Origin of the sequence: Sorangium sp. So ce590 (assembly GCF_051521365.1) — a bacterium.
Lineage (GTDB): Bacteria > Myxococcota_A > Polyangia > Polyangiales > Polyangiaceae > Sorangium.
On sequence record NZ_CP150346.1, the window covers coordinates 3,848,361 to 3,864,132 of the forward strand.

Here is a 15,772-nt window from a genome sequence, read left to right on the forward strand (position 1 = left end):
GCGCGATCGGGCAGATTCCCCGGCGAAAATCCAGCCGGGGGGCCGGTGGGGCGGGGGATCAGAGGGTCTCGAGGTAGGCGACCAGATCGTCGATCTGGTCCTCGGCGAGGTGGGACGTCTTGCCGTGCAGGTCGCCGCCGCCGCAGGCGGGGTTTGTGAACCGGTCCCTCAGCGACGTGGCGCATCCGTCGTGCATGAACGGCGCGCGCGTGCCGATGCGGACCAGCGACGGCACCTGGAAGGCCTTGCCCGTGCCGACGTCGAACGACTCGTTGCTCGTGAGCTGAGCGCCCGCGTGGCACCGCGCGCAATCCACGGTCTTGTCGTGGAAGACGGCTTCACCTCGCGCCACGGCGCCCTGGTCGGGCCCCAGCGACACCGGCGGAGCGGGGAGGCTGTCGATCCACCGGGCGAAGAGGTTCACCCGGCGCGGCCCCTGGTGCACGCCGCCCATGCGGCGCTCGAAGACCTCGTTCATGATGGCCTCGATGCCCGACATGTCGCCGTCCCAGTGGAACGGCGCGGTGTTGAGGATCCCGCCGCTCACGAACTGGGTGCGCCGGGGCCCGATGGGGTTGAAGACCCAGGTATGGCCGTCCTCGCCGCCTTCCGGATGGCACGACGCGCAGGCCATCGGACCGGCCGCGTTCCGATGGAACATCTCGTGGCCGGTGTCTCTCCGGCTCTCCCCGGGGAGCGTGATGACGCGGTTGCTGGAGATGCCGGGGATCCCGAGCACGTGGATGCCCGCCGGCTCGCGCGTCTGCACGATCACGGCGTCGCCGGCGAACGCGACGGCGGTGGGCTCGCCGTTCACCGCCATCCGCTGCTGCGCATCGATGCAGGTTCCCTCGCCCTCGAAGCCCATGTTCGCGTTCAAGGTCGTCGGGGTGGTGATGAGGATCTCGTTCGTGCCGGCCGCGACGACGGCGTACGATGCGCCGTCGGCCGACACCGCGAGGTCGACCGGGAGGGTCGCGGACGGGAGGGCAGGGGATGCTCTCGGCCCGTCGCCGGAATCGGGGGTCCCGACCTCTGACACCGTGCTGTGCACGATGCTCCCGTCGCATCCGCCGGAGCTGTAGCCCCCCTCGACGATCTCGACGGGCGCGATGAGGGCGCGCTGGTGCACCATCGCGACGCCGCCGGACGGCAGGCCGACCGTCCGCCAGGCGACGGTCGGAACGAACTCCTGTCCGAACAGGTTGAACTGCGGGATCTTCTGCCGCTCCGCGACGCTGCCGTCCGCGTCGACGGTGAGCAGCTCAGCCGCACGGAACTTGCTGACCAGGAGCCGCTCTCCATCCACGACGACATCGCGCAGGTCGCGATCGAGCTGCAGGCGGCGCGTCGCGTCTCCGGGGCCGGCCGGGAGCGTCACGAGCTCGCCGCCGAGGCAGGCGACGTGGAGCTCGTCGGTCCTCGCGTCGTAAGCGATCCCCCTCGGGGCCGGGCACGCCGCGCGCCGCTCGACGATCTTCCCGCTGTCCGCGTCGACCGTGACGATCGCGCCGCCACGGCGGAGCGCGACGTGGAACCGCCCCGCGTCGTCCTCGACGACCCGGCCCGGCTCATCGCCTTTCTCCAGCACGATCTCCGCGGTCAGCTTCTGCGCCTGCAGATCGACGATCCACACCCGGTCGCGATCCGGATCCGAGGCCACGGCCCTGACAGCGCTCCTGCTCACGGCGAGCGTCCCACCGCTGATGGCGGGCGGCGGCTCAGCCGCGATCGCGACGCTCCCGGGATCATCGACCTGGGGGGGCTCGTCCTCACCGAGATCCCAGGGAGCGCAGGCGGCCAACGATGATGCGCTCGCGAGGATGGCGAGCATCGGGGAGAAGCTGCAGCGCGATGCAAGCAGTCTATGCATTGAGGCCTCCGGTCAGCCGCCAAGCAAGATGGCGGCCACTTGATGAGATGTTCTTCCATTCGATCGAGCGCCGCAATAAGCGTTGCCTCCGAGTGAGCGACGGATTTCTGCCGTCCACGACGCGCGTGAACGGGTACGAACGCTGTCTTGGACGAGGGGCCCCCCTCCCGGGAGCCGGTCGTCATGTCCCGGCTGTCCTGGCCCAGTGCGGCACGGCATGACGAACACGTCAGACCATGGTGCCAGCGCGGTCTTGGACAGCGCGGGGCGCCATCACGCGTTCATGTGCGCCTGCGCCGCCACGGGCGTCGTGGGACGAGAGCGCAGGCTGCGCGGTCACGTTCGTGGGACGGTGGCGCGAGCGATCGCCGAGGCGCGATGGCGCGGGATCGCCTGCGATCTTGACGGGTGCTGTCACCGCCCATAAGTGACCGACCGGTCATGAAAAGCACCGCAATCCCGTCTCGACGCAGCCTCTCGCTCGCTTCGACGCTCGCCGGGCTGCTCGCCCTCGGGCTCATCGCACAGCCCGCCGCCGCGCAGCCGGTCGCCCCGCAGCCCGCGCCGGCGCCTTCCGCCCCGGGGGAGCCGCAGCCCCTGCAGGCTCCCGTCGCTGCGGCCCAGCCGGCGGCGCCGAAGGCCGATCCGCTCGCCACAGCGCTCGCGCCCCAGCCAGGAGGGCTGACGCCGGACGACGTCGCGAAGGCCGCGCTGCGGACGCGCGCGTCGCTCCGCGCCAAGCAGGCCGACCTCCGCGCGGCGTCGGCGAGGGTCGACCAGGCGATGGTCAATTTCTTTCCGCGGGTCACGGTAACGGCGACGTACACCCGGCTGTCCGAGGTCGAGAACCCGCTCGCCGACCTGTTCGCGAGCATTCCGGGGCCGGGCGGACAGCCTGCTATCGAACCCTACAACGCGGTGAACACGTACGCGCTCACGGCCAACCTCGCCGTGCCCATCTCGGATTACGTGCTCCGCCTCTCGCAGGCGTATGCATCGGCTTCGCACGCGGAGAGCGCGAAGAAGCTCGAGCTGCAGGCGGAGACGCTGCAGGCCGCCGCCGACGCGAAGCTCGCGTTCTTCAACTGGGTCCGCGTGAAGGGCCAGGTCGTCGTTGCAGGCGAGGCGGTGTCTCAGGCCAGAGCCCACGTCGAGGACGCGCGCCGCACCTTCGAGGTGGGGCTGCTCTCGCGCGCCGACGTGCTCCGGCTAGAGGCCCAGGTGGCCGGCGCGGAGCAGGTGCTCATCGAGGCCCAGGCCGCGCTCCTGGTCGCGGACGACCAGATCCGGATCGCGCTCGGGGCGGCGCAGGACAGGCCGCTCGCCCTCGGGATCGACGTGATGGGCAGCGCGCCCGCGAAGCCGCCCGCCGAGGCGCTCCCGGCGCTGTTCCAGGAGGCGCTCCAGAAGCGCCTCGAGATCCGCGCCCTCGACGAGACGCAGTACTCGCTCGAGAAGGCCGAGGCGGTCACGCGGGCCGGCTACTTCCCGCGCGTGGACGCGTTCGCCGACCTCACCTACGCGAACCCCAACCAGCGCGTCTTTCCGTCGCAGAACCAGTTCGACATGACGTGGGCCGCCGGCGTCCGCGCCACCTGGGTGCTCAACGACGTCTTCACCACCGCGGCCGCCTCCGCCGAGGCGAACGCCCGCACCACGCAGGTCGCCGAGCAGAAGGCCGTGCTGCGCGACGCCCTCCGGCTCGAGGTGGCGTCGGCGTACGCCGAGCTGAGCAAGGCCGCGAGCAGCATCGAGTCCGCCGAGCGCCAGCTCGCGGCGGCTGCGGAGTCGATGCGCGTCAGGTCCGAGCTGTTCCGGGCCGGGCGAGCCACGAGCGTCGACGTGGTCGACGCGGAGACCGAGGTCACGCGCGCGCGGCTGCAGCAGCTCAACGCGCGCGTCGGCGCGCTCGCCGCAAAGACCCGACTGGACCACGTGGTCGGACGCGATGCGAATGACGTGAAATGACCGAGCTGCGCGCGTCGTCTTCGCTTGCACGGCCCACCTGGCCGGAGTAGGGAAGGCGTGCGTCGCTGCACGCGTGGGTTCCTGCGGCGTTTCCGCGGGCACCGCCCGCACTATCCCTCACCGGCCGAGGTAGCGCGTCCACGGTGCGCGCCCGGTCCGCCCGTCATGACGGAGCTTGCGCTCATCCTCAGCGGCGGCCTGATCGGGCTCGCCTTTGCGGTCTACCTCGCTCGCTGGGTCATCGCGCGCCCCGCGGTCGAGCCCGAGATGCAGCGGGTGGCCGCGATCATCCAGGGGGTCGCCGAGGCGTACTTTCGCCGCCAGAGCAGCGTGATCGGCGCGGTCTCCGCGATGCTCGGCGGCGCCATTTTCCTCGCGTACGGCCTCCTCCGGCGCGCCGGGGAGAATAACCCGGTCCCGGCGCTGGAGCTCGGGGTCTGGCTGACGCTCTCCTTCGCGGTCGGCGCGGCCAGCGCGGTCGCGACGGGCCGGGTCGCCACCTGGATCGCGCCCCGCACCGGCGTGCGCGTGGCGAGCGGCGCCCGCCGCTCGCTCGACCTCGCGCTGCAGATCGCCCTCCGCGGGGGGGCCGTGTCGGGGCTCTTCGTCGTCAGCATGAGCCTGCTCGGCCTGGGCGGCCTGTTCGCCGCGGTCCTCGCGTTCCGCGGCGGCTTCGGGTCCGAGCCGGCCGAGGCGCTCGCGCTCGCGCCGACCATCCCCTGGGTCATCGCCGGCTACCCCCTCGGCGCCTCCTTCGCCGCCCTGATGGCGCAGCTCGGCGGCGGCACGTTCGCCAAGGCGGCCGACCTCGGCGCCGATCTCGCGGGCGCGGAGGTCGGCCTCGACGAGGACGACCTGCAGAACCCGGCCACGATCGTCGACCTGGCCGGCGACACCGTCGGCGACTGCGCCGGGCGCGCGGCGGGCGTCTTTGCCTCGACCGTCGCCGAGAACGCGGGCGCCATGGTGGTCGGAGCCATGCTCTTCCGCAGCAACGCCGGGCTCCCGAGCGCCCTCGCCGTCGTGCTCTTTCCGCTGGTCAGCCGCGCGTTCGGCCTCATCGCGACGCTCTTCGGCGTGATGGTCGTCAAGACCGACGACCGCGAGGACGCCTCCAACGCCCTCCTGCGGGGGCTCTACGTCACGGCCATCCTGCACGCCGTCGGCATCGCCGGGGCCGCCAAGTGGCTGCTCGGCGCCCACTGGGTGGTCTTCTTCGCGTGCGGCGTCATCGGCATCGTCACGGGCATCGGCGTGCTGCACGTGACGCAGTACTACACCGAGCAGCGGCACCGCCCGGTGCGCGAGCTCGCCGAGGCGGCCCGCAGCGGCTCCGCGATGGCGGTGCTGCGCGGGCTCGCCATCGGCCTCGAGAGCTCGGTGCTCCCGCTCCTCGTCGTCGTCGGCGCGACCTTCGGCTCCTACCTGCTCGGCGCCCGCTCCGGGCTCGCCTGGGGCGGCCTGTTCGGGACCGCGGTCGCCACGATGGGGATGCTGGGCACGGCGGGCTACGTCCTCGCCATGGACGCGTTCGGTCCCATCGTGGACAACGCGGGCGGCATCGTCGCCCTGACGGTCGCCCGCGAGCGGCCGGACGTGCGTGGACGCACCCTCGTCCTGGACGCGGTCGGCAACACGACCAAGGCGCTCACGAAGGCGTACACGGCCGGGGTGGCCGCGCTCGCCTCGCTGCTGCTCGTCGCTGGTTACCTCGACGAGTCCAGGCGGCGCGCGCTGACGTTGAGCGCGCCGAGCAGCGGCGAGACGACCGCGATGGTCGTGCGCCTCGACCGGCCCGAGGTCTACCTCGGCGCGCTGGTCGGGATCCTCCTGGTCTTCTGGCTGGCCGGCCGCTGCATCCGCAATGTGCTCCAGGCCGGCCGCCGCGTCCTTGATGAGGTGAGGCGTCAGACCCGGGCCCGGCCGCCGGGCTTCGTCGGCGATCACGAGCCCTGCGTCGAGATGGTCTCTCGGGCGGCGCTGCGCCATATGATCGTGCCGGCCCTCGTCTCGGCGGCGGTCCCCGTGGTCGTGGGACTTGCCTTGCGCTTTGCAAGGACGGAAGATAATCCTCTGGTCGCGGCGGATTCAGTCGCGGCCCTGCTCATGGCCGCGACGGTCGCAGGCGTCCTCGGGTCGCTCTTTTTGGGGAATACCGGGGCGATCTGGGACAATGCGAGGCAGTACATCGCTACCGGCGCGCACGGGGGGCGCTACCTCGTCGACGAGACCGGGGCGCGGGCGGACAACCCCACCTACGGCGCCGCCGTCGTGGGCGACACGATCGGCGATCCTCTCAAGGATGCGGCCGGCCCAGCGATCCACGTGCTCATCAAGATGCTCCCCGCCGTGACCATCGTGTTCTTGCCGTTCTTCATCTGATGACGGTTCTTCATCCAGCGGGATCCGCCAGGGATCCCGTCCACCCGACCCATCCCGGCGAATTGCCGCCGCACCCGTATCCCGAGCCCACGACGTGCCGCCTCCGATCTCCGACGCACTCTCCACCCTCAGCGATCGTGGCCTGCGAAGGCTCCTTGGCGCCCGCACTTTTCTCCGCGGGCTGGAGTACTTCCGCCGCCGCGTCGTCGAGGACATCTCCATCAACGAGACGATGGCGAGCGGCACCGTCCGCGCCGCCGACTCCGAGCCGTATCCGGTCAAGGTCGAGCTTTCACCCGATGGAATCCAGTCGCAGTGCTCCTGTCCGGCCTTCCAGAAGGCTGGCCAGCATTGCAAGCATGTCGCGGCGCTGCTCATCAGCATCCGCGATCAGGCGCGAGGCGCGCAGCCCCGGCGCGAGCCGCCGAGCCCGGCGCTCGTCCCGCAGACCGCCCACGCCGGCGGTGACGCCCTGAAGCGCGTGCGCCGGCGTGACCGCCGCGGGCGGCTGGCGATCACGCCGTCGGTGCCGGTCCCGACCGTCGTCGGCACCCACGGGCCGCCGGGCTCCGGCGTCGCCTTCACGGCGCCGATCCTGGACGCCACGGCCAAGCAGACCGGGATCGGCGCCTGGCTCCCGCCCGAAGGGGTCAGCGGAGCCCGGCGCGTGGAGTTCCGCCTCCACGTCCGGCAGGGGGCGCTGACCGTCACCGTCCTCGACGCCGAGGCGCGCGTCCCGGTGCTGCCCTCCGCGGCGCTCGCCTGGCAGGCGCTCTATCCGACGCCGGACCGGGACGCGCTCCGGCTGCTCGCCCGGTTCGAGAGCGGCAACCCGCGCCACCCGGCCGTCGACATCCGTGGCGAGGACGTGGCCGAGCTGCTCCCGCTGCTGGAAGGCCAGCGCGTGCTCCTCGAGCCGGCGCTGATGCAGCTCCGCTTCGGCGAGGACAGCCTGCGGCCGCGTTTCGACCTCGAGACCGTCGGCGGCGACACCATCATCGTCAAGGCGAGCTTCGAGCGGGGGAACGACAAGCGCCGCTTCTCGCTCTTGCAAGGCGGGTGGTTCGAGGGCTGGCCGGGCTGGCACATCGACACGCAGGAGGGGCTCGCGCGCCGCATCGACAAGCGCGTCTCCCCCGCGGCGATGCGCCGCCTGCTCCGCTCGCCCACCATTGGCGAGCCGATGAGCGAGCTGCCCCGCATCATCATGCAGGGGCTGCCCAAGATCGCGCTCGAGGTCGGCGCCGAGCTGCCCGACCTGAACCAGATCGCCGAGGTCGTCGACCTCGTTCCCACGTTCCGCATGCGCGCGGGCGGCTCGCTCATCGAGGCGCGCGTCACGCTGTTCGCCGCGTACGGCGACGCGGAGGTCGCCGTGCGCGCCGACGGCATGTCGCCCCCGGTCCTCGTGCAGCCGCCCGAGGAGGGGATGAAGCGCGCCCGCTGCATCCGCGTGGACATCGCCGCGCAGCAGGACGCGGCGAGCAAGCTGCTCGCCCTCGGGCTCAAGCCGGACGAGACAGGCCAGGGCTTCATCGCGAACGGCGATCAGGCGCTCACGTTCTGGACCGAGGGGCTCGCCGAGCTCCCCGACGACTGGGATCTCTTCGTCCCTGAGGATCTCGTCGACACGCAGGTGCGCGGCAGGCCGATCGGCGTGTTCGCCAAGGTCACCTCGGGGATGGACTGGCTGAACGTCAAGCTCAGCTTCGAGAGCGAGGGCGTGGGCGTCGATCGCGACGAGCTGCGCCGCTGTCTCGCCGAGGGCAAGCGTTACGTCCGCCTCGAGGACGGTTCGTTCGCCGCGTTCGACCCTGACGCCGTGCGCGCGATGCTCGATCGCGAGGTCGAGCTGATGATGGCGGCCGGCAAGAACGGCCGGCTGCCGCTCGCGCAGGCCGGGCGAGTGCACGAGCTGATCCAGCACGCGAGCGGCTCGAACGTGACCGCCTCCGCGCGCGAGCTCTTCCACAAGCTCAGCAATATCGACGAGATCGGCAGCACCAAGCGGCCCCGGAACCTGAAGGCGACGCTCCGTCCCTACCAGGAGGCCGGCCTGTCATGGCTCAAGTTCATCCATGACATCGGCTCGGGCGGCGTGCTCGCCGACGACATGGGCCTCGGCAAGACGGTCCAGACGATCGCCCTCCTGCTCGCCGTCAAGCAGGAGGAGAAGCACATGCGCGCGCTGATCGTCGCCCCGACGAGCGTCGTCACGAACTGGGAGCGCGAGCTCGCCCGGTTCTCGCCCTCGCTCTCGGTGGCCCTCTGGCACGGCGCGGATCGGAAGGACCAGATCGACGAGGTGAAGGCCGCCGAGGTCGTGATCACGAGCTACGCGCTCCTCCGCCGCGACGAGGACTTCCTCGCGCAGCTCGATCTGACCTACGCCATCCTCGACGAGGCGCAGCACATCAAGAACCCGATGAGCGCCACCGCCGCCGCGGCCAAGCGGCTCCGCGCGAAGCGCCGGCTCGCTCTGACGGGCACGCCCATCGAGAACCGGCTGTCGGAGATCTGGTCGATCTTCGACTTCGTCTCGCCGGGCCTGCTCGGCTCGCTCGACAAGTTCGAGGCGCGCTTCTCGCGGCCGATCGAGGCGGGCGACTACAAGACCGCGCAGCGGCTCCGCGCCGCGATCCACCCGTTCATCCTGCGCCGCACGAAGCAGGAGGTCGCCAAGGACCTGCCGGAGAAGATCGAGATGGACCAGATCTGCGATCTCACCGGCGAGCAGCGGGCGCTCTACATGCAGGTCGCGCGCGAGGTCCGGGCGCAGGTCCTCGGCGAGGTGGAGCGCGTCGGTCTCGCGAAGAGCCAGCTGCAGATCCTCGCGGGCCTCACCCGCCTGCGGCAGGCGGCCTGCGACCCGCGCCTGCTCGGCTTGCCGCGCGAGTTCGGCGACGACGACTCGGGCAAGCTCATCGCGGTCCGCGAGCTCATCGCGAACGCCGTCGAGGGCGGGCACAAGGTGCTCGTCTTTAGCCAGTTCGTGATGATGCTGAAGCTCATCGAGAAGGCGATGAAGGAGGATGGCGTCGCGTACGAGTACCTCGACGGGTCCACGAAGGACCGGCCGGAGCGCGTCGATCGCTTCCAGGGCGATCCGAGCGTGCCGGTCTTCCTCATCAGCCTCAAGGCAGGCGGCACCGGCCTGAACCTCACCGCGGCCGACACGGTGATCCACTTCGATCCGTGGTGGAACCCGGCCGTCGAGCAGCAGGCCACCGACCGTGCCCACCGCATCGGACAGACGAAGGTGGTCACCGCTTACCGGCTCATCGCCGCGGGCACGATCGAGGAGAAGATCCTGCTGCTCAAGGACAAGAAGCGCCAGCTCGTCTCCTCCGTCCTCAGCGAGGACGCAGGCGGCGCCAAGAAGCTCACAAAGGCCGACCTGGAAGAGCTGTTCGCGGTGGACTGACCGGACCACGGCGCGCGCCGGGGGGAGCGCGCCGCTCGCGGCTGCGGGGGCAGCCGGCAGGGCCGGCGGCGGCTACTGCTTGCTGCCGCCGCTCAGAACCATCAGGTGGTACTTGCCGAACTCGCTCTGCCCGAGGGTGAACAGGACCTCGATCAGCAGGCGGTACGGCGTGGTCGCGTCAGCCACGATGACCGCCTCGGACGACGACGGATCGAGCCCCTTCGCGGCGCGGATGGCCTTGTCCGTCTCGCGCGCGTGGGAGAGGGCGTTCGCGAGCGGCACGACGTAGAGATCGTTCGGCCCGCTGCGCTTGTATTTCGCGTCGACGCCGGACTGGGCGAGCTGCTCGCGGTTGGGCAGCACGACGATCGGGGTCGGATCCTCGCCGACCAGGATCTGCGACTTCGAGACGATGACGACCACGCCCTCCTGCGAGGGCTCGGACTGCATCACCGACTTCGGCAGGGTGAGATCCTTCGACTGCGGGATGGATGCCGCCGACGATCCCACGCTCTTCAGCAAGAAGACGAGGATGATCGTCATCAGATCGAGCATCGCCGTGATGTTCAGGAAGTCGATCTCCGGCTCCCGCCGGTTCCTGCGGATCGCCTTCCGGAGGGCCGCCTTGTAGCGGACGACGCTCGCCTTCGGCCGCGGCGGAGGGGGCAGCTCGGCGCTCATCGGGCGACTCCGAAGTGGACCTCCGGGAACAGCTCCTCCCCGTCGTCGCTTCGCAGCGCGTCCATCACGTCGATGATAGTCTTGTAGTCGATGCCCGGGTTCGCCGTGATCGTCACCTGCGTCTCCTCTTTGAACTCGGGGCGGGCGTTCTTGAGGCGCTTCGCGCACGCCATGAGGGCGGTATAGTCGTAGCTGTCGTTCGTCTTTGGCACCGTGACCCCGCTGCCGACGTCCTGGCAGCCGGTCGCGATGTTGCCGCTCGACGTCTTCAGCGAGATCCCCTGGCTGGTGATGAACGCCGAGAGGTTCAACGCCTTGCTGGACAGCTCGCTGCGCACCTTCCCCCCGCCGATGGATGGCGGCGTCGTGTCGATCGACGACACGAATGTCACCGAGACGCTGGCGAGCACGAAGATGAGGATGTTCATGATGATGTCGAGGTACGGAACGACGTTGAGCTCGCCGGCCTCCTCCCCGGCGTCGGGCTCCTTGGGCTGTGATAGGCGCCGGATCTTCGATCGCTGCGCCGAGCTGAGCGGGACGTCTTGCGGGTCCGCCATGGGCTAGTAGCCAGGCTTGCTGCTGATCGTGAGCAGGTTGAAGACGCGCTCCGTCGTCGCCTCCAGATCGTGCTGGATGTTCTTGGAGCGGGTGTGGAGGAGGACGTGCGCGATCATGCACACCACGGCGATGGCGAGGCCGAACGCCGTGTTGTACATGGCCTCCGCGATGCCGTTCGAGAGCATCCGCTGCTTGTCGGCCTGCGAGAGGCCCTGGGCGGCGATGGAGGCGAACGTGTTGATCAGGCCAGAGACCGTCCCGATGAGGCCGATCAGCGTCGCGATGTTCGCGAGCGACCAGAGGGCGCCGACCCGCTTCTCCACGGCGGGTTTGAGCTCGGACAGCTTCTCGCTGAGGGCGGCGTCGATCTCGTCCGCGCCCTTGTTCGCGTGCGTCAGGCCGGCCTTCACGAGCTGCAGGATCGGGTAATCGCTCGCGTCGCACAGCTTGATGGCGCGGTCGATGTTGCCGGCCGCCACCAGCTTCTTGACCTGCGCAAAGAACTCCTTGGAGTTCACGCGGTAGCGTCCCAGCTGGAACGCGGTCCGCTCGATGATGATCGTCACCACGACCGCCGAGACGACCAGGTTCGCGATCAGGAAGGTCGGATTGTGCTTGATGGCCTCCCACATCCCACCTTCGCCACCACCCTCGGCCGCCAACATCAGCAGATGACGCATCCTCGAAGTCCCTTTCTCAGCGTCGTCAGAAGCCCGACAATCTCCAGGCGCGGCGACTATAACTGCCGCCCGATCCCGTGCGCAAGCTCGGCGATGCGGCCACGCCGCGCGGCGAGAGGCCTGGATCGGCGAAAATCCCCGCCGAATCAGCGTGCCTCTCGCGGTGAGCGCCCTCGGGGTACGGCGAGGCAGCGCGGGAGCGGCCGACGCCGGAGGGGTACGGAGCCCCCTGAATCGCTCCGGTCGACGGCGCCCGACCAGGCCACCGTGCTCGGCCGTTCCCGCGTCCGCTTGCCTGCTGAGCCACTGCGCTCCCTCTGGCGTAATGTCGCTCGCACTGCCGCGGTGCGCTGTCGCCGGCGGACGTCGCGCCGGCGCCTCGCCTCCCGAGGTTTCGCGGGATGGGCTGCCGGTGCGCGCGGTGCGCCCGGCGGAACGTTACATAACCCTGCGATTGTTGTAAAGTTTTGCCCGTATCAGAGCGCTCACGTGTGGCCAAATCTCTCTTGACGGCGCCGGGTCTCAATCGCGAAGATGCGCGAGTCCCCCGAGCGCATCGGCGTAGCTCGGCCAGAAGGCGGCACGCTCTGCGGTGACGGGGAGCCGCGCCCAGAGCCATCACGGGCCCCGGGGGTGACGACGCGAAGTCAGTCTTGGACGACAGGTGAGAGAGCTGGGACGGCGCCGGGCGCCGGGACCAGGAGAGACGATCAGGACTCTTGCAGAGGTCAGCGCCGCTCGGCTAGCGTCCCGTGCGCATCTCGCCAGAGAGCGACAGGAGCACGCCGTCCACGGCCAGCGACGCCAAGCGAAATAGGCCTCTCATCCGTTCTTACGTGTGAGTGAAAGACTGCCGCCCCTCGGCAACACGAGTCTGACAAAGGGAACCGATCGAGTTGCGCGAAACCTCATCCCGGGGACGCGAGGCGAACTGGAGGACAGAAGCAATGCACGGAGCATATGAAGCTTTTCAAGAGGGTGGGTGGGCCATGTGGATCATCCTGTTCTGGTCGATCATCGAGATCGGCATCATTGTCGAGCGCGCCCTCTACCTGTTCGGCTCGTCGATCAACAAGGATGTCTTCCTGGCCACCATGCAGAAGTGCATCCTGGCGGGTGACGTTGCCAAGGCCGTGAAGATGTGTTCGGCGGCGAACGCCCCGCTCGCCCGCATCGTCCAGGCCGGCCTCGTCAAGGTGAACCGCCCCGACGAGGAGGTCCAGGCGGCGATGGACGAGGCGGCGCTCCGCGAGCTGCCGAAGATCTCCGCGCGCACCTCGTACCTCGCGCTGTGCGCGAACCTCGCGATGCTCTCCGGGCTGCTCGGGACCGTGCTGGGCCTCATCAAGTCGTTCGGCTCCGTCGGCGGCGAGTCGGTCGACCCGAGCCAGAAGGCGCGCGTGCTCGCGGCCGGCATCTCCGAGGCCATGAACTGCACCGCCTTCGGCCTCGGCGTGGCCATCATCGGCCTCGTCGGCTTCGCCGTGCTGAACGGCAAGACGCAGCAAGTCGAGGACGACATCAACGAGGCGTCGGTACAGATCCTCAACCTGGTCGTCACGAACCGACAAAAGGTGAATGTCGCGGCGGTCGGTCAAGCTGCCTGATGGTCCTCGGCGGGTCCAGGTTGCCGGGCGCTCTTCGTCCCACCTGGGCCCGCTCTCGCGTCACAAATCCTTGGACGGTCGCGTGCGCCGTTCGGGATCCCGGGAACTTCGGAAGGGCGACGAGGTCAGACCCAGCAACGTATCCCTCCGCGCGAGCAGCCGGCAGGGCGTCCCCCGGAACAACTTGAATCTGTGGGCCGAGGCTCACGTTGGGAAGGCATTATGGGCGGCGTAGACGTCGGCGATAATGGCAAGAAGCGGTCGACGAACAGCGAAATCAACATGGTTCCGTTCATCGACCTGCTGATGGTCACGATCTCATTCCTGTTGATCACGGCGGTCTGGGTCACCAACTCGCGCATGAACGCGGACGCGCAGGTCCCCGGCCCGCCGGACCCGAACAAGGAGCTCACCCCGCAGACGCCGGAGAAGGTGCTGAACCTGCACATCGGCGAGAGCGAGTTCGGGCTCGTGTGGAAGCAGGGCGCGACGGTGGTCAACGAGGTCAAGGTGCCGAAGACCCCGCTCGAGGCCGGCGACGGGAGCTCGAAGGTCATCCGCTACCCCGAGCTTGCGAAGCGGATCGAGGAGGAGTGGAAGCAGCACGGCGGCCACCGGGATCCGAGCGACAAGAAGCTCGACCAGGCCATCCTCCACACCGACAACCGGACTCCGTTCAAGGAGATCGTTGCGGTGCTCGACGCGCTCTACTCGCCGAAGCGCGAAATGAAGCTGCCCGAGGGGACGAAGCAGATCCCCGCGTTCAATATGACGTTCTCGGTCCGGTGAGGCAGGAGCGCGCACATGGATAGGTTCACTCGGAAGCACCACAAGGACCCGCACGCCCACGTGATCCACAAGCCGGGCCGCCGGCTGATGTTGGGGGTGCCGCTCCGGTTCGTGTGGAACAAGGTGTCGGGGCACGGCTCTCGCAGCCCGAACGCGGGGCTCAACCTCGTGAGCTTCATCGACTTCCTCGTCGTGACCGTGATCTTCCTCCTGATGTCCTTCTCGGCGTCGGGTGAGATCGCCGTCGACAAGAACGTCAGGCTACCGAAGGCGGAGAACGTCGAGGACATCATCGACGCGCCGATGGTCGCGGTGAACGGCAACCAGATCCTCGTCGACGGCGCCCTGGCCGGGTCGACCCGCGCGATCGAGGAGCTCGGGCGCCTCCAGAAGATCGACGAGCTCTTCAACCTGCTCAAGAACAAGCGCGAGCTGTGGAAGCAGGTGCAGCCGAACAAGCCGTTCCCGGGCGTGTGTATCCTCCAGGTCGATCAGGACGTGCCCGCGCTGGTCGTGAAGAGCGTGTTCCAGACCGCGGCATTCGCCGGTTACCCGAACGTCAGCTTCATGGTCAGCAAGCTCCCGAAGTCGCAGTGATCCTCGCTTCTTGACCTATCGAGCAGAGAAGGACGGGGCGCGCCCGGCGGTGCCTGGCGGCCCCGGCCACCATCGAACGAGGTGGCTCTAGCGGCGCGCTCGGCGCGGCCTTCCCCTCCGCGCAGCTCGTGTGGAGGAGGCTGTTCCGCGCGCCTGATCGGGCTGGTGCCTCCTGCGTGGAGCCTCTCCTATGTCCTCTGAACAGCCGCCCCGCGAACGCGGTTTGCCTTCGGTCTACAAGGCGCGGGAAGCGCGCTCGAGGATGCGCTGGCCCTCGGCGAAGTTCTGGGGTTACACCGCCCTCGTCCTCGCGGTCTCGGCGATCCTGCACTGGAAGTGGTCCCAGGGGCAGATCGAGAGCGCGCGCCAGAAGCTGATGGCGCGCCAGCGCGCCGTCGCCGTCGAGCTCGGCCCGCGCTGGTTCCCGATGCGCGAGCGCGTGGAGGGCTGGACCCTCGAGCTGTCGCAGAGCGCGGGGGCCGAGCTCGTGGATCGGGAGGCGCTCAAGGCGTGGAATTTCCGTGACCTTGCGGGCATTTACCTGCGCCTTCGGGTGGACGAGGCGACGAGCGTCGACGCCATCCGCAAGAACGCGCAGCAGTCGCTCCGCGACGCGTTCACCGCGTGTCTCCTGCGGGTGCCGAACCCGAACCCGCTGGCGGGCGCGGAGTGCAAGCGCACGCGGGATTGCCCTGCGGGCGACTACTGCAACGAGGCCGAGCGCTGCTCGCGTCCCGCGCAGCCGTTCAACCTGCGTGTCGCCTACCGGACGATGCACGTCCTCTCCGACGAGTGGGTGCGCGACGCGCAGGACGCCTCGAACGAGCTGCGGCTGCGGCTCCTGGAGTGGAGCTTCGAGGACACGATGCGCGACGACGTGCCGCTCGCGGCGGAGCTCCTGACGCGGGCACAGTACTACCTCCTCGTTCTCGACGAGCCGGTCGAGGGCGCGACGAGCACCGAGGCGTTGCTCGGGGTGCCGCACATGGCGCGGATCGGGGTGTGGCGGCTGTCGGACGGCAAGCCCATCCTGCGGGTCCGCCGCGAGGCGAGCGGCAATCTCATCGGCGGAACGCCGTCCGTCGAGGGGAGCGTGCTCGAGGCGCGACAGCGGCAGGCGAACAGCTGCGCGCTGGCCCTCGCGGTGCGCGAGGCGATGGGCGACACGACCGCGGCCGCCGTCGAGCCGCAGTGAGGCCGCGCCGGGCAG

The 15,772-nt window shown here is 69.6% G+C and carries 11 protein-coding genes; 7 read left to right on the forward strand and 4 right to left on the reverse strand.

The genetic code is table 11. The annotated features are described in order from the left end of the window. Window positions 1–58: 58 nt before the first annotated feature. Window positions 59–1,873, reverse strand: coding sequence for a cytochrome-c peroxidase (locus WMF28_RS14565; protein ID WP_437602824.1), 1,815 nt, complete (start codon window positions 1,871–1,873; stop codon window positions 59–61). Between the two features lie 441 nt (window positions 1,874–2,314). Between WMF28_RS14565 and WMF28_RS14570 the strand changes: the two genes are divergently transcribed. The 3 genes from WMF28_RS14570 to WMF28_RS14580 all read left to right on the forward strand — a co-directional run bounded on the left by WMF28_RS14570 (window position 2,315) and on the right by WMF28_RS14580 (window position 9,647). Then, window positions 2,315–3,841, forward strand: a complete 1,527-nt coding sequence (locus tag WMF28_RS14570; RefSeq protein ID WP_437602826.1) for a TolC family protein — start codon at window positions 2,315–2,317, stop codon at window positions 3,839–3,841. Window positions 3,842–4,006: 165 nt separating this feature from the next. Beyond that, window positions 4,007–6,223 (forward strand): sodium-translocating pyrophosphatase, encoded by a 2,217-nt coding sequence (locus WMF28_RS14575; RefSeq protein ID WP_437602827.1) that lies wholly within the window; start codon window positions 4,007–4,009, stop codon window positions 6,221–6,223. 94 nt (window positions 6,224–6,317) lie between these two features. Further along, window positions 6,318–9,647 carry an SNF2-related protein gene (locus WMF28_RS14580; RefSeq protein ID WP_437602828.1) on the forward strand — a complete coding sequence of 1,110 codons (3,330 nt, stop codon included), beginning with the start codon at window positions 6,318–6,320 and terminating at the stop codon, window positions 9,645–9,647. Window positions 9,648–9,719: 72 nt separating this feature from the next. On the opposite strand, the gene WMF28_RS14585 is transcribed toward WMF28_RS14580, so the two are convergent. The 3 genes from WMF28_RS14585 to WMF28_RS14595 are packed head-to-tail and all read right to left on the reverse strand — an operon-like array spanning window position 9,720 to window position 11,569. Continuing rightward, complete coding sequence (locus WMF28_RS14585) at window positions 9,720–10,328, reverse strand: ExbD/TolR family protein (RefSeq protein WP_437491313.1); 609 nt, start codon at window positions 10,326–10,328, stop codon at window positions 9,720–9,722. After that, window positions 10,325–10,888 carry an ExbD/TolR family protein gene (locus WMF28_RS14590; protein ID WP_437602830.1) on the reverse strand — a complete coding sequence of 188 codons (564 nt, stop codon included), beginning with the start codon at window positions 10,886–10,888 and terminating at the stop codon, window positions 10,325–10,327. Before WMF28_RS14590 ends, WMF28_RS14585 begins: the two co-directional genes overlap by 4 nt. 3 nt (window positions 10,889–10,891) lie before the next feature. Beyond that, window positions 10,892–11,569, reverse strand: a complete 678-nt coding sequence (locus WMF28_RS14595) for a MotA/TolQ/ExbB proton channel family protein (RefSeq protein ID WP_061605615.1) — start codon at window positions 11,567–11,569, stop codon at window positions 10,892–10,894. 989 nt (window positions 11,570–12,558) lie between these two features. Here WMF28_RS14595 and WMF28_RS14600 point away from each other — a divergent pair. From WMF28_RS14600 to WMF28_RS14615, 4 genes are all read left to right on the forward strand, one after another. Then, window positions 12,559–13,176, forward strand: coding sequence for a MotA/TolQ/ExbB proton channel family protein (locus WMF28_RS14600; protein ID WP_437602832.1), 618 nt, complete (start codon window positions 12,559–12,561; stop codon window positions 13,174–13,176). A 222-nt stretch (window positions 13,177–13,398) separates the two neighbouring features. Next, on the forward strand, window positions 13,399–13,965 hold the full coding sequence (locus WMF28_RS14605) for an ExbD/TolR family protein (protein ID WP_437602833.1): 567 nt from the start codon (window positions 13,399–13,401) through the stop codon (window positions 13,963–13,965). A gap of 15 nt (window positions 13,966–13,980) precedes the next feature. Next, complete coding sequence (locus tag WMF28_RS14610; RefSeq protein WP_437602834.1) at window positions 13,981–14,562, forward strand: ExbD/TolR family protein; 582 nt, start codon at window positions 13,981–13,983, stop codon at window positions 14,560–14,562. A 262-nt stretch (window positions 14,563–14,824) separates the two neighbouring features. After that, a complete protein-coding gene (locus tag WMF28_RS14615) occupies window positions 14,825–15,757 on the forward strand; it encodes a hypothetical protein (RefSeq protein WP_437602835.1) in 933 nt (310 codons plus the stop codon). The last annotated feature ends 15 nt before the right edge of the window (window positions 15,758–15,772 follow it).